General features: G+C 56.8%; 27 protein-coding genes. 19 read left to right on the forward strand and 8 right to left on the reverse strand.

Annotated features, from left to right (window positions below):
• Nucleotides 1-34 precede the first annotated feature (34 nt).
• The gene (locus ACU6HM_RS08860; RefSeq protein WP_022983244.1) at nucleotides 35-685 is read right to left on the reverse strand and encodes a carbonic anhydrase; all 651 of its coding nucleotides are present in this window, start codon (nucleotides 683-685) and stop codon (nucleotides 35-37) included.
• 108 nt (nucleotides 686-793) lie between these two features.
• On the opposite strand from ACU6HM_RS08860, the gene cynR reads away from it, so the two are divergent.
• Nucleotides 794-1681 (forward strand): transcriptional regulator CynR, encoded by an 888-nt coding sequence (gene cynR / locus ACU6HM_RS08865; RefSeq protein WP_009462356.1) that lies wholly within the window; start codon nucleotides 794-796, stop codon nucleotides 1679-1681.
• A 45-nt stretch (nucleotides 1682-1726) separates the two neighbouring features.
• On the opposite strand, the gene ACU6HM_RS08870 is transcribed toward cynR, so the two are convergent.
• The gene (locus ACU6HM_RS08870) at nucleotides 1727-2263 is read right to left on the reverse strand and encodes an ureidoglycolate lyase (RefSeq protein WP_446763691.1); all 537 of its coding nucleotides are present in this window, start codon (nucleotides 2261-2263) and stop codon (nucleotides 1727-1729) included.
• A 222-nt stretch (nucleotides 2264-2485) separates the two neighbouring features.
• On the opposite strand from ACU6HM_RS08870, the gene ccmA reads away from it, so the two are divergent.
• From ccmA to ACU6HM_RS08920, 10 genes are read left to right on the forward strand one after another with little or no spacing between them, the layout of a single operon-like run.
• Entirely contained in the window at nucleotides 2486-3106 is a 621-nt protein-coding gene (gene ccmA / locus ACU6HM_RS08875; RefSeq protein WP_088451148.1) for a cytochrome c biogenesis heme-transporting ATPase CcmA, read from the forward strand.
• The gene (gene ccmB, locus ACU6HM_RS08880; RefSeq protein ID WP_022983243.1) at nucleotides 3100-3768 is read left to right on the forward strand and encodes a heme exporter protein CcmB; all 669 of its coding nucleotides are present in this window, start codon (nucleotides 3100-3102) and stop codon (nucleotides 3766-3768) included. Before ccmA ends, ccmB begins: the two co-directional genes overlap by 7 nt.
• 5 nt (nucleotides 3769-3773) lie before the next feature.
• The gene (gene ccmC, locus ACU6HM_RS08885; protein WP_009462363.1) at nucleotides 3774-4505 is read left to right on the forward strand and encodes a heme ABC transporter permease CcmC; all 732 of its coding nucleotides are present in this window, start codon (nucleotides 3774-3776) and stop codon (nucleotides 4503-4505) included.
• Entirely contained in the window at nucleotides 4505-4690 is a 186-nt protein-coding gene (gene ccmD / locus ACU6HM_RS08890) for a heme exporter protein CcmD (protein ID WP_009462365.1), read from the forward strand. The genes ccmC and ccmD overlap by 1 nt, the downstream gene beginning before the upstream one ends.
• A complete protein-coding gene (gene ccmE, locus ACU6HM_RS08895) occupies nucleotides 4683-5132 on the forward strand; it encodes a cytochrome c maturation protein CcmE (RefSeq protein ID WP_022983242.1) in 450 nt (149 codons plus the stop codon). The genes ccmD and ccmE overlap by 8 nt, the downstream gene beginning before the upstream one ends.
• Nucleotides 5129-7096, forward strand: a complete 1968-nt coding sequence (locus tag ACU6HM_RS08900; RefSeq protein ID WP_088451144.1) for a heme lyase CcmF/NrfE family subunit — start codon at nucleotides 5129-5131, stop codon at nucleotides 7094-7096. Before ccmE ends, ACU6HM_RS08900 begins: the two co-directional genes overlap by 4 nt.
• Nucleotides 7093-7623 (forward strand): DsbE family thiol:disulfide interchange protein, encoded by a 531-nt coding sequence (locus ACU6HM_RS08905; RefSeq protein WP_009462261.1) that lies wholly within the window; start codon nucleotides 7093-7095, stop codon nucleotides 7621-7623. Before ACU6HM_RS08900 ends, ACU6HM_RS08905 begins: the two co-directional genes overlap by 4 nt.
• Complete coding sequence (locus ACU6HM_RS08910) at nucleotides 7620-8093, forward strand: cytochrome c-type biogenesis protein (protein WP_009462259.1); 474 nt, start codon at nucleotides 7620-7622, stop codon at nucleotides 8091-8093. The genes ACU6HM_RS08905 and ACU6HM_RS08910 overlap by 4 nt, the downstream gene beginning before the upstream one ends.
• Entirely contained in the window at nucleotides 8090-8965 is an 876-nt protein-coding gene (gene ccmI, locus ACU6HM_RS08915; RefSeq protein ID WP_022983240.1) for a c-type cytochrome biogenesis protein CcmI, read from the forward strand. Before ACU6HM_RS08910 ends, ccmI begins: the two co-directional genes overlap by 4 nt.
• A 1-nt stretch (nucleotide 8966) precedes the next feature.
• The gene (locus tag ACU6HM_RS08920) at nucleotides 8967-9704 is read left to right on the forward strand and encodes a cytochrome c biogenesis CcdA family protein (RefSeq protein WP_022983239.1); all 738 of its coding nucleotides are present in this window, start codon (nucleotides 8967-8969) and stop codon (nucleotides 9702-9704) included.
• 11 nt (nucleotides 9705-9715) lie between these two features.
• Here ACU6HM_RS08920 and ACU6HM_RS08925 read toward each other — a convergent pair whose 3' ends face one another.
• From ACU6HM_RS08925 to ACU6HM_RS08940, 4 genes are all read right to left on the reverse strand, one after another.
• Complete coding sequence (locus ACU6HM_RS08925; RefSeq protein WP_336973273.1) at nucleotides 9716-10465, reverse strand: SDR family oxidoreductase; 750 nt, start codon at nucleotides 10463-10465, stop codon at nucleotides 9716-9718.
• Between the two features lie 117 nt (nucleotides 10466-10582).
• Nucleotides 10583-11647, reverse strand: coding sequence for a bifunctional DNA-binding transcriptional regulator/O6-methylguanine-DNA methyltransferase Ada (ada, locus tag ACU6HM_RS08930; protein ID WP_446763692.1), 1065 nt, complete (start codon nucleotides 11645-11647; stop codon nucleotides 10583-10585).
• Between the two features lie 230 nt (nucleotides 11648-11877).
• A complete protein-coding gene (locus ACU6HM_RS08935; protein WP_022983238.1) occupies nucleotides 11878-12072 on the reverse strand; it encodes a heavy-metal-associated domain-containing protein in 195 nt (64 codons plus the stop codon).
• A gap of 74 nt (nucleotides 12073-12146) precedes the next feature.
• Nucleotides 12147-12584, reverse strand: a complete 438-nt coding sequence (locus ACU6HM_RS08940) for an Ivy family c-type lysozyme inhibitor (RefSeq protein WP_446763693.1) — start codon at nucleotides 12582-12584, stop codon at nucleotides 12147-12149.
• Nucleotides 12585-12909: 325 nt separating this feature from the next.
• On the opposite strand from ACU6HM_RS08940, the gene ACU6HM_RS08945 reads away from it, so the two are divergent.
• The 7 genes from ACU6HM_RS08945 (at nucleotide 12910) to serA (ending at nucleotide 20206) form a co-directional block, all read left to right on the forward strand.
• Nucleotides 12910-14079, forward strand: a complete 1170-nt coding sequence (locus ACU6HM_RS08945) for an ABC transporter substrate-binding protein (protein ID WP_009462245.1) — start codon at nucleotides 12910-12912, stop codon at nucleotides 14077-14079.
• Between the two features lie 20 nt (nucleotides 14080-14099).
• Nucleotides 14100-15020 carry a branched-chain amino acid ABC transporter permease gene (locus tag ACU6HM_RS08950; protein ID WP_022983237.1) on the forward strand — a complete coding sequence of 307 codons (921 nt, stop codon included), beginning with the start codon at nucleotides 14100-14102 and terminating at the stop codon, nucleotides 15018-15020.
• Between the two features lie 3 nt (nucleotides 15021-15023).
• Nucleotides 15024-15986: a branched-chain amino acid ABC transporter permease gene (locus tag ACU6HM_RS08955; RefSeq protein ID WP_250756716.1), complete on the forward strand. Its 963-nt coding sequence runs from the start codon at nucleotides 15024-15026 to the stop codon at nucleotides 15984-15986.
• Nucleotides 15983-16804 carry an ABC transporter ATP-binding protein gene (locus ACU6HM_RS08960; protein WP_009462241.1) on the forward strand — a complete coding sequence of 274 codons (822 nt, stop codon included), beginning with the start codon at nucleotides 15983-15985 and terminating at the stop codon, nucleotides 16802-16804. Before ACU6HM_RS08955 ends, ACU6HM_RS08960 begins: the two co-directional genes overlap by 4 nt.
• Entirely contained in the window at nucleotides 16797-17501 is a 705-nt protein-coding gene (locus ACU6HM_RS08965; RefSeq protein ID WP_009462239.1) for an ABC transporter ATP-binding protein, read from the forward strand. The genes ACU6HM_RS08960 and ACU6HM_RS08965 overlap by 8 nt, the downstream gene beginning before the upstream one ends.
• Nucleotides 17502-17775: 274 nt before the next feature.
• Entirely contained in the window at nucleotides 17776-18777 is a 1002-nt protein-coding gene (locus ACU6HM_RS08970) for a cytochrome-c peroxidase (protein ID WP_009462237.1), read from the forward strand.
• A gap of 220 nt (nucleotides 18778-18997) precedes the next feature.
• On the forward strand, nucleotides 18998-20206 hold the full coding sequence (gene serA / locus ACU6HM_RS08975) for a phosphoglycerate dehydrogenase (RefSeq protein WP_250756717.1): 1209 nt from the start codon (nucleotides 18998-19000) through the stop codon (nucleotides 20204-20206).
• An 84-nt stretch (nucleotides 20207-20290) separates the two neighbouring features.
• Here serA and ACU6HM_RS08980 read toward each other — a convergent pair whose 3' ends face one another.
• Nucleotides 20291-20743 (reverse strand): RrF2 family transcriptional regulator, encoded by a 453-nt coding sequence (locus ACU6HM_RS08980; RefSeq protein ID WP_009463896.1) that lies wholly within the window; start codon nucleotides 20741-20743, stop codon nucleotides 20291-20293.
• Nucleotides 20744-20745: 2 nt separating this feature from the next.
• A complete protein-coding gene (locus ACU6HM_RS08985) occupies nucleotides 20746-21150 on the reverse strand; it encodes a group III truncated hemoglobin (protein ID WP_009463895.1) in 405 nt (134 codons plus the stop codon).
• 343 nt (nucleotides 21151-21493) lie between these two features.
• On the opposite strand from ACU6HM_RS08985, the gene ACU6HM_RS08990 reads away from it, so the two are divergent.
• Entirely contained in the window at nucleotides 21494-22513 is a 1020-nt protein-coding gene (locus ACU6HM_RS08990; protein ID WP_009463894.1) for a glycosyltransferase family 2 protein, read from the forward strand.
• The last annotated feature ends 22 nt before the right edge of the window (nucleotides 22514-22535 follow it).

The following is a 22535-nucleotide window of genomic DNA, read 5'->3' on the forward strand; positions in this document are numbered from 1 at the left end:
TTGCATGGCGTTTTTTATTTTGTCCGCTAGGAACTTATCGGCGTACCAAGGGAGCAGCACATACATCCGGGTTGTCAGCCAGGGACACAAATTTCATGCTGCCACCGTCATAGGCGTCGATCGTGCCCGATTCAATGTCGTAGACCCAGCCGTGCAGGGTCAAACGGCCTTCGGACATGGCCAGCCGCACGGAAGGGTGAGTCTGAATATTGGCCAGTTGGGCTACCACGTTTTCACGCACCATGGAGGAAATTCGTTCTTGCTCGTTGGCGTGGGTGCGGGCTTCATTCACCAGACGGGCCGAGTCGGCGTAGCGTAGCCAGTGTTCTACAGCGGGCATATGGTCCAGGCACTGACAGGAGGCAATGGCGGTCATGGCACCACAATCCGAGTGTCCACAAATCACAACGTCGGATACACGCAGGGCGGACACGGCGTATTCCACGGAGGCGGTCACACCACCGGGTTCCGGACCATAGGAGGGAACGATGTTGCCAGCGTTACGAATCACGAACAGATCGCCGGGTTCACGTTGTGTTACCAGCTCGGGGACCAGACGGCTATCGGAGCAAGAGATAAACAAAGCGCGGGGGTTTTGTTGTGTGGCCAGATTTTTGAAGAGCTTGGCGCGCTTGGGATAGGCTTCCCGTTGGAATTTCAGGAAACCGTCGATAATGTCTTTCATCCTTGTCCTTGTAGTTCGGCTTGGATAGAAGATTAACCCTTCAGGGTCATAAGGTAAAATACCGATTTCTGATGCTTTGCATTGGATTTGCTTATAGAAGGGTCCCTTATGCTTTTGCGCCATCTTAATTATTTTCTGGCGGTTGCCCAGTATCAAAGCTTTACCCGCGCCGCACGCGCCTTGCACGTGTCTCAACCGGCCTTGTCTCAGCAGGTACGCCAGCTGGAAGAACATCTGGGCGCACAACTGTTTGATCGCACCGGACGTCTTGTGCGTTTGACGGATGCGGGCGAGGTCTACTTGCGCTATGCCCGGCAAGCCTTGCAGGATCTGGAAGAAGGGCGGCGGGCCTTGCATGACGTCAGCGATTTGAGTCGAGGCTCCTTGCGAGTGGCGGTGGCGCCTACCTTTACGTCTTACTTGATTGGCCCTCTGGTAGAGGCCTTTTACCGCCGTTATCCCAATGTGCGCCTGGTGGTGCAGGAAATGCTGCAGGAGCGTGTGGAAACGCAATTGGTCGAAGACGAGCTGGATATTGGTATCGCTTTTGAAAAGCCGACTTCGGCTGCCGTGGAGTTTCAGCCTTTACTGGTGGAGACGCTGGCGTTGGTGATGAGCCGCACGCACCCCTTGGCCGAGCGCCGCAGCATCGATAGGGACACGCTGATGCGTGAGTCTTTGGTTTTGTTGACGCCCGAGTTCGCCACGCGTGGGCAGATCGAACGCCATTGCCGTCAGCATGATCTGGATTTGAAGGTTTCGATGGAGTCGAACTCGCTCAATGCCGTGATCGAGGTGGTTCGGCGCACGGGTCTGGCGACCTTGTTGCCTGCCGCGATTGCCGGCAATAGCGAGTATTTGGTGGCTGTGAGTCTGGACCCGGCCCCGCCGCAACGGCGGGCCATTTTGATGCAGCGCAAGGGTGCCTATCAATCTGCTGCAATGCGCGCCTTTATTGAGCTGGCGCTGAAATACGGCGCGGCATCGACGTTTTGATGCGGGTGTCGGGCAGAGCGATGGTCGCGCTCTGCTGCGGGCACCTTATAGCGCCACCACCACGCTTTGTTCCAGAGGACGCAACTCGCTTTCCGTGGCGGGTTTGCCCTCGTTCAAATGGGCGACCAGATCTACCGTGGTAGAGATACGCGTCAGCATCAGACAGGCGACTTCACCTCCGGCTACACGGCTGCTGTGCCAGCAACCGGGGCGCATGCAGACGCCTTGCCCTTGAGGAATGCGAAAGGCTTTCAGGGTCGACAAATCCGGACCTCCTTCGGGCTTGCTGTCAGCCACGATATGGATCACTTCGCCAGTCAGCGGGATCAGTGCCTGTTGCGTCAGCAGGTGGTTTTCCAGGGTCGTGATGTTGGGGTCTTGAATGCGGTAATTCACCCATAGCACTTCGGTCTGACCGCTTGGACCTGTGTCAAACGCATGTTCGTGCCAGAAGTCAGTGGCGGCATTGCTGAAGGCGGCCGTCGCTGGCGCCGTGGCCAGACCTTTACCCAACATCCAGCCATAAGGAGCAAAAGCCTCGGGGCTGAGGGGCTGGGGAGTCAGGGTGATTGGGGTGCTCATGGTTTATTGCTCAAAGAAAGTACTAAGGCAGCATCTTATCAAGAATGCAGCCTTGAACCCGGATTGGCCTAGATCAATAAGCTTGAGTTTCTCGTGGGTATTGTGGAACTAAGTAAAACATCCCCTGTCTTGAAGAGGGCTCGTCTTTACTTAGCGAGCTAAGCAAGCCGCCTTTTTTCAGGGGCGGCTTCGCTCTGTTTGCTTTCTTGACAAGGGGTTGCTGTGCTTCAAGCTGTTTCGCTGACCTGTAGACGGGGCCAGCGTCGTGTGTTCTCCGAGCTGAGCCTAAGGCTTGAAGCTGGCCAATGTTGTTTGGTCAGTGGGCCCAATGGCAGCGGCAAAACCAGCTTGTTGCGTATCCTGGCCAATATCGCCCAGGCCGACGAAGGCCAACTGATCTGGCACGACCGTCCCGTGCAAAGCAACGATAGCGATTACCGACGGCAGCTGGTGTATGGCGGGCATGCGCCGGGGCTGAATGGCAGCTTGTCGGTGCAAGAAAATCTGGACAGCCTGCTTATGCAGGATCGCGTTCCCCTAGAGCGGGACGCTTGCGACCAAGCGTTGTTGGCTGGCGGTTTGCTGGCTTACCGTCGTGTGCCTGTACGGCAACTGTCAGCCGGACAACGTCGCCGCGTGTTTCTGGTGCGCCTGTCTCTGAGCAATCGCCCCTTGTGGATTCTGGACGAGCAGCTGACTGCGCTGGACAGCGCCGGTCAGAAGTTTCTGGGCGAGTTGATTGCGCAGCATCTGCATAAGCAGGGCGCTGTCATTCTAACTAGCCACCAGACCTTGCCCTGGGATTTGAAGGTGCAGCATCTGGATCTGGGGCAGGCATGTTGAGTCTCTTTTTAGCCTTGATGAAGCGCGAGTGGCGCCTGGCGATGCGTCGCCCCGGCGATGTCCTGATTCCACTGGTTTTCTTTTTGGTGGTGTGCAGCCTGTTTCCCTTGGGTGTGGGGGCGGATGCGGCCTTGCTGTCCAAGATGGCGCCTGGCGTGCTGTGGGTGTCGGCCTTGCTGGCGACCATGCTGTCGCTAAGCCGCCTGTTTGAACAGGACGAGCAGGATGGTGCACTGGAGCAGGTTCTGTTTTCTCACCTGCCGCTTAGCCTTTGGGTTTTGGGCAAGGTGCTGGCGCATACCTTTTTGACAGGCCTGCCCTTGCTTTTGCTGGCTCCGATTCTGGGGCTGCAATTCAGCCTGCCTACGTCCAGCCTGGGCGTGCTGATGCTGTCCCTGGCGCTGGGCCTGCCCGTTCTGACCTTGTTGGGGGCGATTGGCGCGGCTCTGGTGTTGGGCCTGCGCTCGGCAGGGGTTTTGCTGGCTTTATTGATTTTGCCCTTTTACGTGCCCGTGCTGGTTTTCGGGGCGGGGGCGGTGCAAGCGGTTCAGGCAGGATTGGGTGCGCAAGCGCATCTGTCCGTTCTGGCCGCTTTTTTACTGTTGGCTTTGTTCTTTGCGCCACCTGCCACGGCAGCGGCGTTGCGCCTTGCTCTTGAGTAAATTCCATGAACTTTCTGTATCGCTACGCCGCTCCTCAAAACTTCTATGTTCTGGCCGGACGCATTATCCCTTGGGCTGCCATCCTGGCCTTTCTGCTGTTTCTGGTCGGCGCTTATGTAGGCTTCTTTTTGGCCCCTACCGACTTCCAGCAAGGCGAAGGCTATCGCATCATTTTTCTGCATGTGCCCGTGTCCTGGATGTCCATGCTGATCTATCTGGCCATGGGCTTCTGGTCCTTGATCTGCCTGGTTTTCAACAGTCGCACCGCCGCCATGATGGCAGCCGCGCTGGCCCCGACCGGGGCGATCTGTACGGTCTTGTCCCTGGTAACCGGAGCCCTGTGGGGCAAGCCTATGTGGGGCGCCTGGTGGGTCTGGGATGCCCGTCTGACTTCCGAATTGCTGCTGCTGTTTTTGTACATGGGTTTCATGGGCTTGCGTGGTGCCATTGACGACCCACGTCGCGCTGACAAAGCCGCTTCCATCCTGGCCCTGGTCGGGGTGGTGAATGTGCCCGTTATCTATTTCTCGGTGCAGTGGTGGAACACCTTGCATCAGGGGGCTTCGGTATCGCTGACCAGCTCGCCATCCATGGCCACCGTCATGCTGACGGGCATGTTGCTGATGAGTCTGGCCATGTGGTGCTACAGCATTGCCATCGCACTGTACCGGGTGCGCAATTTGATTCTTGAACGTGAGGCGCATACCGCCTGGGTTCGCAACTTGACGGAGGGCTGATGATGCATTGGTCGAGTGTGGGCGATTTTTTCGCTATGGGCGGCTATGCCGTGTATGTGTGGGGCTCGGTGCTGGCCTGTACCGTGTTGATGCTGGGTGAAGTGCTCAGCGTCCGGGCAGGGCGGGCACGGGCCTGGCAGCGGGTACGTGACGAGCGCGCCCTGGGGGGCCAGCGCCATGACTAAGCGACAAAATCGTCTGGTCCTGATTCTGGGCGCATTGATCGTGCTGGGGGCGGCAACCGCCCTGATCCTCAATGCCTTCCAAAGCAGCCTGGTGTTCTTTTTTACCCCTACTGAAGTCAGCCAGGGGCAAAGCCCTGAAAACCGGACCTTCCGGGTGGGTGGCATTGTGCAGATGGACAGCATCCGCCGTGGTGGCGCCCAAGGCATGGCCGTGAACTTTGTGGTGACAGACGGCGCGGCCCAGGTGCCTGTCAGCTATACGGGAATTTTGCCGGACCTGTTTCAAGAGGGGAAAGGCGTGGTGGCCCAAGGTCGCTTGAACGAGCAGGGCCATTTTGTGGCGGAAGAAGTGCTGGCCAAGCACGATGAAAACTACATGCCGCCCGAGGCCATGCATGCCATGGAGCAGGCCGAGCGCGCGAAACAAGGAGCCCAGCCATGATCCCGGAGCTTGGACACTTTGCCCTGATTCTGACTTTTGTACTGGCGCTGGCCCAAGGCATTGTGTCCTTGTATGGTGCCTGGCGTGGCAATTTGGCCTGGATGGCTTTTGCACGTCCCGCAGCCCGCTGGCAATTCGGTTTGGTGGCCTTCAGTTTGCTGTGTCTGGCCTGGTCCTTTGTGAGCTTTGATTTCTCTGTCGCCTATGTGGCGCAGAACTCCAGCACCAAACTGCCTTTGTTCTACCGCATTGCTGCTGTGTGGGGCGGGCATGAGGGCTCGCTGCTGCTGTGGATGTTCATGCAAACGGGTTGGGCCTTTGCTGTCAGCATTTATTCGCGTTCCTTGCCGGAAGCCATGCTGGCCCGTGTGCTGGGCGTCTTGGGTCTGATTACCGCCGGTTTTCTGCTGTTTGTGTTGATTAGCTCCAACCCCTTTGAGCGCATGTTCCCGGTTCCGGCTGAAGGTCTGGATCTGAATACGCTCTTGCAGGATATTGGCCTGATTGTTCACCCTCCCTTGCTGTATATGGGCTATGTGGGCTTTTCGGTGGCCTTTGCTTTTGCGATTGCCGCTTTGCTGGCAGGCCGTCTGGACGCCAGTTGGGCGCGTTGGTCGCGTCCCTGGACAACCTCGGCCTGGCTGTTTCTGACCTTGGGTATTGCCGTAGGTAGCTGGTGGGCCTACTACGAGCTGGGTTGGGGCGGCTGGTGGTTCTGGGACCCGGTAGAGAACTCCTCCTTTGTGCCGTGGTTGGCGGGGACCGCCCTGATTCACTCGCTGGCGGTCACGGAGAAACGTGGCAGCTTCAAGAACTGGACCGTGTTGCTGGCAATCAGCACCTTCTCGCTGTCCATTTTGGGCGCTTTCCTGGTGCGCTCCGGCGTGCTGACCTCAGTACACGCGTTTGCTACAGATCCGGCCCGAGGTGTGTTCATTCTGAGTCTGTTCGCCGTCATTGTGGGCAGCTCCCTGATCCTGTTTGCCTGGCGCGCACCGCGTGTCGGAGCAGGTGGGCAGTTTGCCGTGGTGTCGCGTGAGTCCTTGCTGCTGGTCAACAACGTTTTGCTGGTAGTGGTGACGGGCACGGTGCTGTTGGGCACCTTGTATCCCCTGATTATGGATACGCTGGGCCTGGGCAAAATCTCCGTGGGGCCACCTTATTTCAACAAGGTGTTTGTGCCTTTGATGATCCCGGCTCTGGTTCTGATCGTGTTTGGCGTCATGGCGAATTGGAAGCGTGCCAGCATGATGGATATGGTGCGCCAACTGGCCCTGGTGATCGTGTTCAGCATCGTGCTGGGTGCAGCCATTCCTTTGTTGTACGGCCAGTGGCAGGGCACCGCCGCCTTGGGCGCGGGTCTGGCCATGTGGATTGTTTTGGGCAGCTTGTTTGATGTGGTCAAGCGTGTGCGCGCCACGCGTTCCGGCGTGTTCTCGCAACCACGCAGTTGGCTGGGTCAGCACCTGGCCCACATCGGGGTCGCTGTCTTTGTCCTGGGGGTGACCATGGTCAGCCACTACGAGACAGAAACCGATGTCTTGTTGCAACCCGGTCAGACGGCGCAGGTGGGCGCGTATGACGCGCGCTTCCAGGGCGTGCGTATTGTGCCGGGCCCGAACTATTCGGCCGAACGCGGCACGGTAGAACTGCTGCAGGATGGCAAGGTGGTGTCCACCTTGTATCCGGAAAAGCGCACCTATCTGTCCTCGGCCTTGCCCATGACGGAATCGGCCATCAACGCCAATGGCTTGCGTCATATTTACGTGGCGCTGGGCGACAACTTTGATCAGGGCGGTTGGAGTGTTCGTCTGTACTACAAGCCTCTGGTGGACTTTATCTGGCTGGGTTGTTTGCTGATGGCCTTGGGCGGTGCGCTGGCAATCAGTGATCGACGTTATCGCGCCAAGCAAACCCGTGCCGCTGTGCAAAACAAAGCCATGAATACGCAGGTGCAGGCATGAACCGTTTTACTGTTCCCTTGATCGGTTTTGTACTGTTGCTGGTATTTCTGGGCATTGGTTTGACCTTGAAGCCCAGCGAAGTGCCTTCGCCCTTGGTCGATAAACCGGCTCCGGCGTTCAGCCTGCCTCAATTGCACAATCCCGAAGCCAGTTTTTCGGGTGAGCAAATGAAGGGACGCGTCTGGTTGCTGAACGTGTGGGCCTCGTGGTGCTACCCGTGCCTGACCGAACATGCTTTCATCAAAGAGCTGTCCACCAAGCACAAGGTGCCGATTGTGGGCTTGAACTACAAGGACGTACCTGAAGAAAGCCGCGAGTGGCTGCTACGCAATGGCAATTCTTATGAAGTCTCTGTCATGGACAGGGACGGTCGTGTGGGCATTGATTTCGGTGTGTACGGTGTGCCGGAAACCTTTGTGATCGACAAGCAGGGCATTGTGCGCTTCAAGCACATAGGCCCCGTGTCGCGTGAATCCATGGAGGAAACCTTGTTGCCTTTGATCCGTCGTTTGGAGCAGCAGCCATGATGATGCGTCAATGGATGGTGGCCTTGATGGCCAGTGTGTGGTTTCTGGTGCCGGCGGCGCAGGCCCAGTCGGGGGAACAGGGCGCCCAGGAATCGGTGATGCTGGAAATTGCGGCCGAGCTGCGTTGTCTGGTGTGCCAGAACGAATCCATTGCGGCATCGCGTGCCGAGCTGGCGGTGGACTTGCGTCAGCAGATCATGGAGCAGTTGGGGCAGGGGCGCAGCCCCGATCAGATTCGCACGTATATGGTGGATCGCTATGGCGACTTCATTTTGTATCGCCCGCCCTTTAAATCCACCACCTTGCTGCTCTGGTTCGGGCCAGCTCTGTTATTGCTGACTGGCTTTCTGGTCTATGCCTTTACGCTGCGCCGTCGACGCCGCGCGGGTGATGACACGGCCTTGACCGAGGAACAACGTCGTCAAGCCGATGCTCTCTTGCAGGGCTCTTCTCGGGATGAACAATCGTGACTATTGTTTTTTATATTGTGGCCGCGCTACTGGTGCTGCTGTGCGCGGTGTATTTGATGTTGAGCGTCAAGCGCAAGCCCGCCGTGCAGCGTGTGGTTGAACACAAGCAGGCCAATCTGGCGATTTTGCGTGAGCAGCTCAAGGAAATCGAACGGGACAAGCAGGCCGGTGTCTTGTCTGCCCAGGACTTTGAACAGGCGCAGATGGATTTGCGCCAGCGTGTGCTGGAAGAAAACGAAGGGCTGAAAACGGAATCTGTGCAGCAAGCAGGCGCACCGAAGCTGGCCTGGACCTTGATGGTCAGCATTCCGGTCGCGGCTATCGCCTTGTACTTTTATCTGGGCAATCCGGCCATGCTCGATCCTGCCGCCGTGCAGCAGCAAGCCAACGCACAGCCCGTGGATATTGAGGCCATGGTGGCCCGTCTGGAGCAGCGTCTGAAAGAAAACCCGGACGATCCGGGCGCCTGGTTGATGATGGCCCGTTCACATCGCTATTACGGCCGCCATCAGGAAGCGACACAGGCGTATGCCAAGGCCATGGCCGTGGTGGATGGAGACCCGACGGCATTGGCTGAGTATGCGGAATCCATGCTGCTGGCCGGTGTCGATACCTTGGACGGTTTGCCGGGTCGTTTGGTCAAGCGATCGCTGGAGCTGTATCCCGAAGAGCCATTGGGCTTGATGCTGGCCGGCGCTGCCGCTTTGCATAAAGAGGAGTATCCGGCTGCGATCGACTACTGGCAGCGTTTGCTGGCGCAGTTTCCACCCGATTCGGAAACCGCCAAGGTCGTGAACCAGGGCTTGCAACTGGCGCGCGAACGTATGCGTATGCCGGCCGCCCCTGCAGCGGAACCTGCCACGGCCCCTTGATATGGAAATAGTGTCTTTGGATTTGGGCCTGATCGCCCTGATAACGGCGTTTCTGGCGGGGATGGCTTCGTTTCTCTCCCCCTGCGTCTTGCCCTTGGTTCCCGGCTATCTGTCTTATCTGGCCGGGGACGGGCAGGTGTATACGCAGGTCAAGCGCAGCCAGCTACTGGGCCGCAGCGTTTGTTTTGTGGCTGGCTTTTCGCTGGTTTTTATCGCCTTGGGAGCCAGCCTCTCTTACCTTGGTCAGCTGTTGATGGCCTATCGCTATGAGTTGAATGTGGCGGCAGGTGTCATGGTGGCTTTGGCGGGCTTGAGTGTGATGGGGGTGCTGCGCATGCCCATGAGCCTGCAACGCTACTATCGCTTTGAATCCGGCAAAGCGGCAGGCCCTGGCGGGGCAACGGTAATGGGGCTGGCGTTCGGCTTTGGCTGGACTCCCTGCATCGGCCCGATTCTGGCGGGCATTTTGATGATGGGAGCCAGCACGGCCAGTGCGGGCAAGGCCAGTATCCTGTTGTCCGTCTACGCTTTGGGTCTGGGCGTACCTTTCATCCTGGCCGCCTGCTTCCTGACCCCCTTCTTGCAGCGCATGACCCAGATCAGGAAGATCGGGCGCTATGTGCGCTGGGGGGCGGGTCTGGTGCTGATTGTGATGGGTTGGGCCATGGCAACCGGCGAGCTGGCGCGGTTTGCGATCTGGGTGCTCAAGACATTCCCGGTGTTAGGACAACTGGGCTGAACCGTCGTCTATCACTTCACGGCAGCATTGCCGCCATCGGCGAACAGGGCTGATCCGGTCACAAAACTGGACATGGAGCTGGCCAGAAAGAGCGCTGCGGACGCAATTTCTTCAGGTTGGGCGATTCGCTTCATGGCGTGCAGCCCCGCCGCCCAATCCTTGGTGCTCTGATCCCCGGCAATGTCTGTGTCAGTTCCGCCAGGCAATAGAGCGTTAGCTCGTATTCCTTGCGCCGCATAGTCTGCAGTGATGCCTTTGACCAGTCCCATGAGTGCCGCTTTGGCGGCACCATAAGCGCTCATCCCGGGTAGGCCGACACTGGTGCCCACAAAGCTCGAGGTGAAAACAATCGAACCGCCACCGCGATGGAGCATGGCTGGAATCTGGCTACGGGCACCCAGAAAGGCTGCCTCAAGATTGGTATCCAGTGTTGTTTGCCATTCTTCCAGTGACATCTCGGCCAGCGGCTTGAGGGCACCGACAATACCGGCGTTATTGATCGCAATATCCAGCCCACCGAATCTGCTGTTCGCGGCTTCGATCAGTTGCTCATGGGTTTCAGCCTGCGTAATGTCCCCCGTCACAAACTCGGCACGGCCGCCAGACTGCCGGATCTCCTTGGCGACGGCATCAAGCAATGCGCTACGCCTTGCCGTAAGAACAAGTGCCGCTCCCTGCTCAGCAAACTTCAATGCGATGGCGCGTCCAATACCAGAGGATGCGCCGGTAACAAGGGCAACCTTTCCATCAAGCAAAGCCATGAGTGAAATCTCCTGTATTTCTATTGGGAGCTCACATCGTATGTGTCCTGGCCTGACGGGGAACTCCGTTTCTTGCCTTCAAAACTCGTTCTTGATGATTGGGCAGGCAGCCGACTATCAGTCTTGTACTTCGCGGCGTAGCAGTTCACGTTTTCGGTCTATCCCCCAGCGGTAACCGGCCAGATCGCCATCGCGTCGTACGACGCGGTGGCATGGGATGGCCACGGCAATGTGGTTGTTGGCGCAAGCCTGGGCCACGGCACGCACAGCTTTGGGCGAGCCTATGCGTTCGGCGATGTCGGTGTAGCTGACGGTGACGCCTGGCGGGATCTCACAGAGCGCGCGCCAGACTCGTTCCTGGAAGGCCGTTCCTTGTACATCCAGTGGCAGGTGCAAGCCAATAGAGGGCGTTTCGATGAAGCCCACGACTTGAGCGATCAATTGCTCGAACTCCCCGTCGCAGCCGATGATTTCGGCTTTGGGAAACTGATCTTGCAGGTCACGAACCAGTTGATCGGGATCGTCGCCCAGCAAGATGGCGCAGATGCCGCGTTGGCTTTGGGCTACCAGAATCGCTCCTAGAGAGCACTGACCTACAGCGAAACGGATGACAGCACCGGCCCCTCCAGCCCGGTAGTCCCGTGCACGCATGCCTAACAGCTGTTCAGAGGCTTCGTAGAATCGGCTGTTGGAGTTGAATCCGCTGTCGTAGATCGCATTGGTGATGGTCGTATCCGGACTGCTCAGTTCCTCGCGCAGTCTGCGAGCACGATAGGCCGAGCTGTATGCCTTGGGCGTCAGACCTGTTTCGGCTTTAAACAGCCGATGAAAATGGAAGGGGCTTTTGCCCACCGCGGCTGCCAGCGTGTCCAGCGATGGCGGCGTCTCCGAGGTTTCGATCAGGCGGCAGGCACGAGCCACGATGGCGGCCCGTTCGGCTGCGGCGCTGGTTTGAGAGCCATGGGCCCTACGGCTATAACGATAGCCTGCTGCTTCAGCGTTCTGGGGCGAATCGAAAAATTCGACATTCTCGCGCTTGGGCAAGCGTGTTGTTGAGCTGGGTTGGCAGTACACGCCTGTGGTACGCACCGCATAGACGAACTGGCCATCGGCAGCGGGGTCTCGTGCCTGCACAGCCGCCCAGCGCTGATCGTCGGTTTTGTAAGCAGAGTTCGTAGTCATAGGGCAGGGATCCTGACATCATCAATTACGAAGCCAGAATACGCGGGTCTTTCATCGCAAGCACTCCGATTCTTGCGGTCAATATTGACAGACCCGGCTGACACCACACAAGAGCCTGTCAGTTGTTGACGGTATGTGCGTGCTAAACGAAGCAGCATGAAAAAAAGGCCGGTATCAACCGGCCTTTTTATTGGCTCTGAAGCGCTGGCACCTTGAAAGGCGCATTGTGCTTACAGGGCGCTGGGGGTGTAACCCGCTTCTTCAATCACTTTCAGGGCTTGTGCGCCATCCAGACCTTGAACGGTAACCTGGTGTTTTTCCAGATCCGTGCTGACGGTGGCTTGAGGGGCAACAGCCTGAATGGCTTCAGTGATGCTGCGTACACAGTGGCCGCAGGTCATGTCGGGTACGGAGAAGGTGGACATAGCTGACTCCTTTGATAAAAACAATGGAGTCAGCTTAAGGCTTGCCACGGGGGCAAGGTCAAGTGCTGTTTTTTTTAAAACAGGGCCGGTGACATCAGGCGGATCTGATCAAACTCGGGATTGCCCAGCCATTGAATCTGGCTGCTGGCCAAACCTGGGCCTGATTCCTTGTTTTCCACAAAAGCACCGTAGGAGATGGTCTGCTTTTGAGTGTCCAGTAGCACTACGTAGCTGGAGCTGGTGCAGTCATGGGGTTTGCAGCCCTGGAAAACCTGGTAGTCGTGGCCATCCAGAGAAACGGTTTCGCCCGGCGAAGCCGTACCGAAATCTTTAACCCAGCTGGCGTTTTTGGCGACGTCCTGCATCAGGCTCTGATACTGCTGGGCCACTTGCTTGTTGGACTTGGCCAGGTCAGCCAGATAAACGGATTCCGAGGACTGTGCATTGCTCAGGAAAGGGGCGAGCAGGGCGCTGCCAAGGACAAGGCGGCACAGAGAATGGGAAATACGCATGGGATCTCCAATAATGAGGCGAGCCTTCAGTTTAGCAGCGCGCTTAGTGCGGGATTGTTAACAAAATCAAGGAAAACCTGCATAAACGGCTATCCCTACAGTCGTTATAGTGCTTATCCGTCCATGGGATTGGCACGGGGCTTTGTTTCCTGTCGAATTACCAGGGCATTTGAGGGGTGTAGGTAAAAACCACAGCTTGCCAGCAAAATTGTTTCATAACTAAACTATTTATAAATGAATGGTTGGCATAGTTGAATTTGTAGTTCGATCTGCTGTGCATCTTATTTAAAGACAGCCTATAAGCGCGGTGGCGCAAGGAGATAACATGAAACGTATTGCATTGACCGTAGCTCTGGCGGCGGCTTTTGGCGGTTCTTTGGCTCATGCCGATACCATCAAAGTGGGGATGGCAATGGACACATCCGGTCCGTTCGCTGCCGTTGGTGGTGAAGTTCGTGATGGCTTTAATCTGGCCATCAAACAACTGGACGGCAAGCTGGGCGGTTTCCCGGCCGAGTTCATTCAACAGGATATGGCCGGTAACCCCGACCAGGCCCGCCAATTGGTCAATCGCTTCGTGCAGCGCGACAAGATCGACTTCTTTACCGGCCCCGTGGGTTCCAACGTGGCACTGGCAGTGGCTCCCGCCCTGTTCTCGGCCAAAGTGCCTTACCTGACCAGCAACCCGGGCCCCAGCCAACTGGCCGGTGCCGGTTGTAATCCGTACTTCTTTGGTGTGTCCTACCAGAACGACGCCTTTGACGAGGCCGCCGGTAAAGTGGCTGCGGATCGCAACTACGAAAAAATGTTCATCATTGCCCCTGACTATCCGGCCGGCAAGGATCACCTGAACGGCTTCAAGCGTGGTTACGGCAAACCCGTCAACGACGAGCTCTACACCAAGCTGGGCCAGATTGACTACTCGGCTGAACTGGCACAGATCCGTGCGGCCAAGCCCCAGGCCGTGTTCTTCTTCCTGCCCGGTGCCATGGGCATCAACTTCATCAAACAGTTCGTGGCCGCTGGCCTGAATAAAGATGTGGTGTTGCTGGGCCCAGCCTTCTCGGGTGACGAGGACATCATCCCCGCCGTGGGCGAGCCTATCCTGGGCATGTTGAACACGGCTCAGTGGTCGCCTGACCTGGATGTTCCTGCCAACAAGACCTTTGTGGAAGAGTTCCGCAAAGCCTACGACGGCCGCTATCCATCGGTTTACGCTGCTCAGGCCTATGACGTGATTCTGGCTATTGACGCCGCCGTCAAACAGGTTGATGGCAAGGTATCCGACCGCGAAGCGGTGCTCAAGGCACTGAAAGCCGCCGACTACAACTCGGTTCGTGGCCCATTTACCTACGGCAACAACAACTTCCCCGTGCAGGCTTACTACTTGCGTGAAGTGGTCAAGGATCAGGACGGACGTCTTGTGAACCGTATGGTCAGCAAGGTGTTTGACTCCTACCAGGACGTCTACGCCAAAGAATGCAAACTTAATTAAGATTCACAGGTGGTAAAAGCATGTCGCTCATTCTGATTAGCGAGCAATTGCTGAATGGTTTGCAGTTTGGTTTGATGTTGTTTCTGATTGCCGCGGGCCTGACGTTGGTCTTCGGCATTATGGATATCATGAACCTGGCCCACGGCTCCCTCTATATGGCGGGAGCCTATGTGGCCGCGGAAACCATGCAGCGTACAGGGTCTTTTACCGCCGCCATTGTGGTGGCGGTGGCGGTGACAGCCCTGGTCGGTATTGCCTTGGAAATTCTCATTCTGCGCAAGCTGGTCACTCGTGATCACCTGGCTCAGGTACTGGGAACCTATGCCGTTATTTTGATCGCCAATGATGTGGTCAAAATGATTTGGGGCCCAACCCCCGTTATGTTGAATATGCCTGCCTTGTTGTCCGGGCCGGTAGAACTCTTGCCTGACTTTCTCTATCCCGCCTTCCGTCTGATGATTATTGCGGTCGGTCTGGTGATGGCGCTGGCCCTGTATGCCTTCGTGACCAAAACACGGGCTGGGGTGCTGGTGCGTGCAGGAGCCTCCAATCGACAAATGGCCACCCTGATGGGGGTGCGTGTGCCTATTCTGTTCCTGGGTGTGTTCACTCTGGGAGCCGCTCTGGCTGCGCTGGCCGGTGCCTTGTTGGGTCCGATTACCGCGGTTCAGATCGGTATGGGCGAGGACATTCTGATCCTGGTTCTGGTCTGCATCGTGATTGGCGGGATTGGCTCGATTCGTGGCGCGTTTGTAGGGGCCTTGCTGGTGGGTATGGTTGATACCGCTGGCCGTGCATTCCTGCCCATGTTGCTGCGTAACGTTTTCCCGGCAGATGTGGCTTCCAGCGTCGGTCCTACGATTGCTGCCATTTCGATCTATGTCCTGATGGCGGTTGTTCTTGTTTTCCGTCCTTCGGGCCTGTTCCCGGCGCGAGGTTAATGTATGTCTACTTCGCGTATTTTTTCCGCCCTGGTGCTGGTGGCCTTATTGGCTTTCCCCTTGATTGCACCGATGTACGGACTTGAGTTCTACATTTCGTTTGTACGCCGTATCTTCATCTATGCCCTGGCTGCTAGCGCCTTGAATCTGGTGCTGGGTTATGGCGGGATGGTGGCCCTGGGCCATGCCGCGTTTTTCGGGGCAGGGGCCTACACCGTGGGTATCCTGGCTACCGAAGGCGTGCAAAGCGGCCTGATTGCCTGGCCTGCCGCCATGGTGATCTCCGGCTTGCTGGCTTTCCTGACCGGTGCCGTGTCGCTGCGTACTCGTGGTGTGTACTTCATCATGATCACGCTGGCGTTTGCCCAGATGATCTTTTATCTGTTCATTTCCTTGCGCCAGTACGGTGGCGAGGACGGCCTGAACATGTACAGCCATTCCTCCTTGCCCGGGATTGATCTGAGCAATGAGCTGAGCTTTTACTACCTGGTTCTGGCTATTCTGGTGGCGGTGCTGTTCCTGTTCAATCGTCTGGTTAAAGCCCGTTTCGGGCAGGCCTTGATGGGCACGCGTGAAAACGAAAGCCGCATGACAACCTTGGGTTACCCCGTCTACCGCATTCGCCTGACGGCTTACACCTTGAGCGGAGCCATCATGGGTCTGGCCGGTGCCTTGCTGGCTAACCACAACCTGTTTGTCTCGCCTAGCCTGATGAACTGGACCCAGTCGGCTGACCTGATCATCATGGTGCTGGTGGGGGGGATTGGCTTGCTGTATGGCGGTGCTCTGGGCGCGTTCGTGATGTTGGTGCTGGAAGAGTTGCTGCGCAACTGGACCGAGTACTGGCACATGCCTTTGGGTATCTTGTTGCTGCTGGTGGTGTTTTTTGCACCCAAGGGGCTGGCCGGACTGGTGCGTATCCGCTCGGCCGCTGATCCCGCTACTACCGCCAAGGAGCAAGCATGACGAACACGATAGCAACCGCCTCCAAGGCGGGCAGCGGCTCGGCCGCTTTGCAAGCGCGTGGTCTGATGAAGCGCTTTGGTGCTTTGCAGGCTACCAATGATGTGTCCCTGGACCTGGTGCCCGGTGAAATTCATGGTTTGATCGGCCCGAACGGCGCAGGTAAATCGACTCTGATTCACTTGCTGTCGGGCACCTTGACCCCGGATTCGGGCCAGCTCTTGCTGGGTGGCCGGGATGTGACTTCCTTGTCGGGTCACCAGCGTGTGGCTGCCGGTCTGGCTCGTTCGTTCCAGATCACCAACATCTTCAAGAACTACACGGTGCTGGATAACCTGGTGCTGGCTTTGCAGGCATGCAGTGGCAGCAGCTTCCGCTTCTGGCGTGCGCGCCAGGCGGAAACCGAGCTGTACGAGCAAGCCCGTGCTTTGGCTGCCGAATGTGCCATTGATGCGTCCTTGCTGCATACCCAGGCCGGTGTGTTGCCGCATGGCGAGCAGCGCAAGGTGGAATTCGCCCTGGCTTTGGCCAGCCGTCCGCAAGTTCTGCTGCTGGATGAGCCTATGGCCGGGATGGGGCCGGACGAAACGCTGCGCCTGACTGAATTGATCGAAACCATGCGTGGCAAAGCCACCATGTTGCTGGTCGAGCATGATATGGAAGCCGTTTTCCGTCTGGCTGACCGGATTTCTGTGCTGGTGGCGGGGCACATTATTGCTACCGGCACGGCTGCCGAAATCCGCGATAACGAGGCTGTGCGTCAAGCTTATCTGGGCGACGACGACACGCCAGTTCCAACCAAGGTGGAAAGCCATGCTTGAAACGACTCAATTACAAAGCGGCTATGGCGCCAGCCAGGTGCTGTTCGGGGTAGATCTGTCCATTCGTAGCGGGCAGGTTGTGACTGTGCTGGGCCGTAATGGCATGGGCAAGACCACCTTGCTGAAAACCATTCTGGGCCAGTTGCCGGTGCGCGGCGGCGATGTGAAGTTCGACGGCCAGTCCATTGCGGGCTGGAATCCGGACCGTATTGCCCGTGCCGGGATTGCCATTGTGCCCGAAGGGCGTCAGTGCTTTCCCAACCTGACCGTGGCCGAGCACTTGACGGCCTTTGCTTGCAACCGCAACCCCAAAGCCAACAAGACCTGGACGCCCGAGCGTGTCTATGACTTTTTTCCGCGCTTGCGTGAGCGTGCGTCCAATATGGGCAACCAGCTCTCGGGCGGTGAACAGCAAATGCTAGCCATTGGCCGTGCGCTGGTCACCAACCCCAAGCTGCTGATTCTGGATGAAGCCTCCGAGGGACTGGCGCCCAAGGTGCGTGAAGAAATCTGGAACTGTCTGGCCGTCTTGCGTGAAGAAGGGCAAACCATCTTGCTGATCGACAAATATGTCGAGCGGCTGATGGCCTTGTCGGATCACCACATTATTCTGGAACGTGGCAAATTGGTCTGGCAGGGGAACTCCGAAGCATTGGGGGCTGATCGCACCTTGTGGACGCGCTATCTGGGCGTGTAAAAAAAACAAACTGCAACAATCCCAAGATGCCGCCTGCTTGATTGCAGGCGGCATTTTTTATGCTTATCGTCAAGGCGCTATAGGGGATTGTGGCGGAGGAGTTGCACTTTCTTCTGAAAGTTCCCTAAGCATCTCTGGAAAGATTATTTCCTTGCGATGTATCAATGTGTAATGAAATGGCATTCCTTACGATGTCCATAAGGCCAGCAGGGTTATGGGTCCTATCCGGACCACTCACTGGCAGGAAGCTCTGTCATCCCATAAGGAAGTTGTTATGAAATTACGCCTGTTCACTCTCTCTGCTCTGGCCGCCGGTCTACTGCTCGGCAGTGCCGCGCAAGCTCAGGAAAATGAGCCTGTACAGCCGATTCCCGCCGCAGTTGTCACTGATCCGGCACGCGTTGAACTGGGCAAGAAACTGTGGTTTGAACCTCGCCTGTCCCGTTCTGGTTTCATCTCCTGTAACTCCTGTCATAACCTGAGCATGGGTGGCACGGACAATATCCGTACCTCCATCGGGGATCGCTGGCAGGAAGGCCCCATCAACTCGCCTACCGTCCTGAACTCCAGCCTGAACGTGGCCCAGTTCTGGGACGGCCGTGCCAGCGACCTGAAAGAGCAGGCCGGTGGCCCGATTGCCAACCCCAAGGAAATGGCGTTCACACACGAGCTGGCCATGGAGTTCCTGAGCTCCATCCCCGAGTACAAGGCCGAGTTCAAGCAAGTCTTTGGCAAGGCCGACTTCGGCATTGATGAAGTCACCTCCGCAATTGCCGCCTTTGAAGAAACCTTGGTGACGCCTGATTCGCGCTTTGACCTTTGGCTGAAGGGCGACAAGAAAGCCATTACCGATCAGGAGCTGGCTGGCTATCAACTGTTCAAGAATAGTGGTTGTGTGGCCTGCCACAACGGTCCTAATCTGGGCGGTACCTCCTTCCAGAAAATGGGTCTGATCGAGCCGTACCAAACCACCAACCCGGCTGAAGGCCGTGCGGCTGTGACGGGTAAGGATGCTGACCGTTTCAACTTCAAGGTTCCTACCTTGCGTAACGTCGAGCTGACCTACCCTTACTTCCACGATGGTGCCGTCAATACCTTGACTGAAGCCGTGGATACAATGGGTCGTCTGCAGTTGGGTCGCAGTTTCTCTGCAGAGGAAAATGCCCAGATCGTCGCGTTCCTGAAAACGCTGACGGGCAAACAGCCTGAAATCGTGCTGCCAATCCTGCCACCTTCGCGTGACAACACACCACGTCCGGTGCCATTTGGTTCTTGATAGCAGGCTATTCAGGCGGCTTTTCATGAGCTAGGCCGCCTTGAAGTGACCCAGGTCCTGGATTTTTTATTTTCCTGGCCTGGGTTTTTGTATTTGGCTGTGGATTCATGGCCTTGCTTGGCGTTCAAGACAAGAATCCCCTGCTGTTATTGTTGATGCTCGATCAGGCGGGCTAAAAAAATAGTACCATTTAGATACTATTTCAATGACTGGAACCATCATGAGTCGCATTGTCCTGTTTGAGAACATTCATCCTAGCGCCCGTGAAGTTTTTGAGGCTGCGGGTTTGACCGATATTCAGACCTACAAGGGAGCCTTGTCGGGTCAGGAGCTGCTGGACGCTGTCAAAGGCGCCGAAGTTGTCGGAATTCGTTCCCGTACCCAGTTTGACAGGCGGGTGCTGGAGCACGCAGACCAGCTCAAAGTGCTGGGATGCTTTTGTATTGGTACCAACCAGGTGGATCTGGATCAAGCCCAGAACTATGGTGTACCGGTCTTTAATGCGCCGTTCTCCAATACCCGCTCCGTTGCCGAGCTGGTGCTGGGTGAGGCCATCTTGTTGCTACGTCGTATCCCCGAGAAGAACCTGCGCGTACACCAGGGTTTCTGGGACAAAAGTGCCGATGGCGCTTTCGAGATCCGTGGCAAGACTTTGGGCGTGATTGGTTACGGCAATATTGGTTCCCAAGTCGGTACTCTGGCCGAAGCGCTGGGTATGCGTGTGCTCTACCATGATGTGGAATCCAAACTGCCGCTGAGCAATGCCCGTGTCTATGGCAGCCTGAAGCAGATGCTGGCCGAGTCCGATGTGGTCACCTTGCACGTACCAGGCGGGCAGGGCACGCATAACATCATGAATGCCGAGACGATTGCGGCCATGAAACCCGGCTCCATCCTGATCAATGCTTCGCGCGGTACGGTGGTGGATATTGATGCCTTGCACCAAGCCTTGGTCAGCGGTCATCTGGCGGGTGCTGCGCTGGACGTGTTCCCAACCGAACCGAAAAGCGTGGACGAACCGTTGAAGAGCCCCTTGATCGGTATGCCTAATGTGATCCTGACGCCGCATATTGGCGGTAGTACTCAGGAATCCCAGGAAAACATTGGCCGTGAAGTGGCCGAGAAACTGGTTAGCTACTTGCGTAGCGGCGCTACCAAGGGCGCGGTGAACTTCCCCGAAGTGTCTTACTACGACATCCAGGGTGCTGTGCGTCTGCTGCATGTTCATCGCAACGTTCCCGGCGCGATGGGTAGCTTGAACAATATTCTGGCCCAGCACGGTATCAACATCACCCGCCAGCAGCTGCAAACGCAAGGCGAGTTGGGTTATGCCATGACGGATCTGGATCGTGTGCCCGAGCAGGGTTTGCTGGAAGCTGTGCGTGCCCATCCTGGTACTGTACGGAGCGATCTGATTTTCCCGGCTTGAAGCGGTAGTCGGACCCTAAACAAACGGCCCCGGATTCTTTTGAGTCCGGGGCCGTCTGCTCGTCTGCTATCCGTCCGTCTGCTATCAGGCCGAGTGCATGGACTTGGTGGGCCAGGCAATCGTCTGTTCCGGGCTGCTGCCGGGCACAATAATGTCGCGCAAGGTGTAGTTATCCAGATAACTCAGGAACTGGACCAGCGCCTGTTTAAGGATGTTGCTCAGGTTGCAGCGACCGCTCAGGATGCAGTGGGTGCCGCTGCCCAGGCACTCCACCACCGCCAGATCGGTTTCGGTATAGCGCACCAGCTCGCCCAGATTGATGTCTTCCGGCGCACGGGCCAGCCGCATTCCGCCGTTTTTCCCGCGCTGTGTCTGAATCCATCCGCCCTTGGCGAGCAGGTGGGTGACTTTCATCAGATGGGCTTGGGAAATCTGGTGGTACTGGGCAATTTCCGCGATGGTACAGAGCCTGTCTTCGTTCTGACCCAGATACATCAATTGACGCAGGGCGTAGTCGGTAAGGTTGGTCAGACGCATGATCAGGGCAGTTGCAGCTCGCTGGCCACTTGAGTGGGGTTGTGCTGGAACTGGTAGCCAAACCAGAAGCTGCGGGCGATGCGCTGGGCATATTCCAATGCCAGCGCGGCCATGGCCTGGTTTTCACGCTCCTGGCAGGTTTCCTTGAACAGGCGTAGCCATTGTTCAAAGTGGCTGGCCTGAATATGCTTGAGCGACAAATGCTTGGCCATGGGATTGCCATTGAAGCCATCGGTCTTGAGTAATAGAGATGACCAGAACTCTTCCATTACGCCCAGATGCGTATCCCAATCCTTGATGCGCTCGGAGAAAATGGGGCCAAGGACATCGTCCATGCGGATACGATCGTAAAAGTCCCAGACCAGGTCATGAATTTCCTGGCGGGTACACAAAGGGTTGAGAGCCATAATATTTTGAATTTAAAGATATATATTTTATCTATCTTATTGGTATGACTCATCGGGGTCAAGCCGGAAAGAAAACGCTTGGGAACGGAACATTTTCACGCCGGATTTCACGCTGATTCAACGCTTGCTTTCCTACACTGCTTGCACGTTTCAGCGTATGGATGTTGCGTTTGCGGTGTTTGGCCAGTCTGGCCGGCTTGCAAGGGCTGTACAAGTCTTGAACGGTGCTCTTTAAGAAAGACAAGTATCACCGAAGGTAAATTGCACTAGGCGGTCTGGCGGGCTACGATTACTTTTTGTTCGCTAGACCTTGGTTTTGTTACAGCACGGTGCTCAAGGAATAATGATTACAAAACGACAGGCCCAAACGCTTTCTTGCGTTATCCCTGGTTTGAATGAAGCAGAAAACCTGCCCGCATTGCTGCCGGTTTTGGTGGCAAAGTTGCGCGAACTGGTTCCGGACTTTGAAATCATTTTCGTTGACGATGGCAGCACAGACGCAACGCCTTTGGTTATTGAGCAATTGCGTCAAACCTACCCTCAACTGGTCTATTTGCAGTTATCGCGCAACTTTGGCAAAGAGGCAGCGTTGACGGCAGGGCTGGAGGCCAGCCGCGGGCAGGTAGTCGTGTGCATGGATGCGGATTTGCAGCATCCCCCTGCCTTGATCGAAGCTATGCTGGAGCGCTGGTCTACAGGCCTGGAAATGGTCTATGCCGTGCGGGAAACCCGTGACGACGAGACCTGGATGAAGCGGGCGGGCACCAGTTTGTTTTACAAGCTGATGCGCACCTCTAACGGTTTGCGTGTGCCGCGTGATGCAGGCGATTTTCGCCTGATGGATCGCTGCGTCGTTGATGCCTTGATGGCCTTGCCCGAACGCAGCCGCTTTATGAAAGGCTTGTTTGCCTGGGTGGGTTTTCCGTCCGAGCCCATTTACTACTCGCCTGCCGAACGCTTGCATGGTGTCAGCCGATTCCGTCCCACTAAACTATTGCGCTTTGCGGTGGATGGTTTGACGGCATTCACCACCTGGCCACTGCGTTTGTTAAGCTTGTTAGGTGCAGTGTTGGCCATGCTGTCTTTCAGCTACGGCTTGTTCATTATCTTCAAGCACTTGTTGTATGGGGATGCCGTTCGGGGCTGGACAACCTTGATTACGGTGGTACTGTTTTTCGCGGGGGTGAATATGCTCTCGCTGGGTGTGGTGGGCGAGTATGTCGCCAGCATCTTTGCCGAGGTCAAGCACCGGCCCTTGTATCTGGTGCATCGTCGCCGTGGGCAGGGACTGGCTCAGGCCTCTGAACCGGCACCTGACCAGAAGCAGTTAGCGACCCCCGATCAGGACCCGCAGCAAGGCTGAAGGCAAGCCTGGTTTTGAAGGC

Source organism: Alcaligenes sp. RM2 (assembly GCF_052931795.1).

Excerpts from the sequence above, each read along its gene's own strand:
- ACU6HM_RS08955 (WP_250756716.1), top strand. The coding sequence starts at position 15,024 with ATGTCTACTTCGCGTATTTTTTCCGCCCTGGTGCTGGTGGCCTTATTG.
- ACU6HM_RS08990 (WP_009463894.1), top strand. The coding sequence starts at position 21,494 with ATGATTACAAAACGACAGGCCCAAACGCTTTCTTGCGTTATCCCTGGT.
- ccmD (WP_009462365.1), top strand. The coding sequence starts at position 4,505 with ATGATGCATTGGTCGAGTGTGGGCGATTTTTTCGCTATGGGCGGCTAT.
- ccmE (WP_022983242.1), top strand. The coding sequence starts at position 4,683 with ATGACTAAGCGACAAAATCGTCTGGTCCTGATTCTGGGCGCATTGATC.
- ACU6HM_RS08985 (WP_009463895.1), bottom strand. The coding sequence starts at position 21,150 with ATGGCTCTCAACCCTTTGTGTACCCGCCAGGAAATTCATGACCTGGTC.
- ACU6HM_RS08970 (WP_009462237.1), top strand. The coding sequence starts at position 17,776 with ATGAAATTACGCCTGTTCACTCTCTCTGCTCTGGCCGCCGGTCTACTG.
- ACU6HM_RS08905 (WP_009462261.1), top strand. The coding sequence starts at position 7,093 with ATGAACCGTTTTACTGTTCCCTTGATCGGTTTTGTACTGTTGCTGGTA.
- ACU6HM_RS08920 (WP_022983239.1), top strand. The coding sequence starts at position 8,967 with ATGGAAATAGTGTCTTTGGATTTGGGCCTGATCGCCCTGATAACGGCG.
- ACU6HM_RS08980 (WP_009463896.1), bottom strand. The coding sequence starts at position 20,743 with ATGCGTCTGACCAACCTTACCGACTACGCCCTGCGTCAATTGATGTAT.
- ada (WP_446763692.1), bottom strand. The coding sequence starts at position 11,647 with ATGACTACGAACTCTGCTTACAAAACCGACGATCAGCGCTGGGCGGCT.
- ACU6HM_RS08900 (WP_088451144.1), top strand. The coding sequence starts at position 5,129 with ATGATCCCGGAGCTTGGACACTTTGCCCTGATTCTGACTTTTGTACTG.
- ACU6HM_RS08860 (WP_022983244.1), bottom strand. The coding sequence starts at position 685 with ATGAAAGACATTATCGACGGTTTCCTGAAATTCCAACGGGAAGCCTAT.
- ccmB (WP_022983243.1), top strand. The coding sequence starts at position 3,100 with ATGTTGAGTCTCTTTTTAGCCTTGATGAAGCGCGAGTGGCGCCTGGCG.
- ACU6HM_RS08965 (WP_009462239.1), top strand. The coding sequence starts at position 16,797 with ATGCTTGAAACGACTCAATTACAAAGCGGCTATGGCGCCAGCCAGGTG.
- ccmC (WP_009462363.1), top strand. The coding sequence starts at position 3,774 with ATGAACTTTCTGTATCGCTACGCCGCTCCTCAAAACTTCTATGTTCTG.
- ACU6HM_RS08910 (WP_009462259.1), top strand. The coding sequence starts at position 7,620 with ATGATGATGCGTCAATGGATGGTGGCCTTGATGGCCAGTGTGTGGTTT.
- ACU6HM_RS08870 (WP_446763691.1), bottom strand. The coding sequence starts at position 2,263 with ATGAGCACCCCAATCACCCTGACTCCCCAGCCCCTCAGCCCCGAGGCT.
- ACU6HM_RS08940 (WP_446763693.1), bottom strand. The coding sequence starts at position 12,584 with ATGCGTATTTCCCATTCTCTGTGCCGCCTTGTCCTTGGCAGCGCCCTG.
- ACU6HM_RS08960 (WP_009462241.1), top strand. The coding sequence starts at position 15,983 with ATGACGAACACGATAGCAACCGCCTCCAAGGCGGGCAGCGGCTCGGCC.
- cynR (WP_009462356.1), top strand. The coding sequence starts at position 794 with ATGCTTTTGCGCCATCTTAATTATTTTCTGGCGGTTGCCCAGTATCAA.
- serA (WP_250756717.1), top strand. The coding sequence starts at position 18,998 with ATGAGTCGCATTGTCCTGTTTGAGAACATTCATCCTAGCGCCCGTGAA.
- ACU6HM_RS08950 (WP_022983237.1), top strand. The coding sequence starts at position 14,100 with ATGTCGCTCATTCTGATTAGCGAGCAATTGCTGAATGGTTTGCAGTTT.
- ACU6HM_RS08945 (WP_009462245.1), top strand. The coding sequence starts at position 12,910 with ATGAAACGTATTGCATTGACCGTAGCTCTGGCGGCGGCTTTTGGCGGT.
- ACU6HM_RS08925 (WP_336973273.1), bottom strand. The coding sequence starts at position 10,465 with ATGGCTTTGCTTGATGGAAAGGTTGCCCTTGTTACCGGCGCATCCTCT.
- ACU6HM_RS08935 (WP_022983238.1), bottom strand. The coding sequence starts at position 12,072 with ATGTCCACCTTCTCCGTACCCGACATGACCTGCGGCCACTGTGTACGC.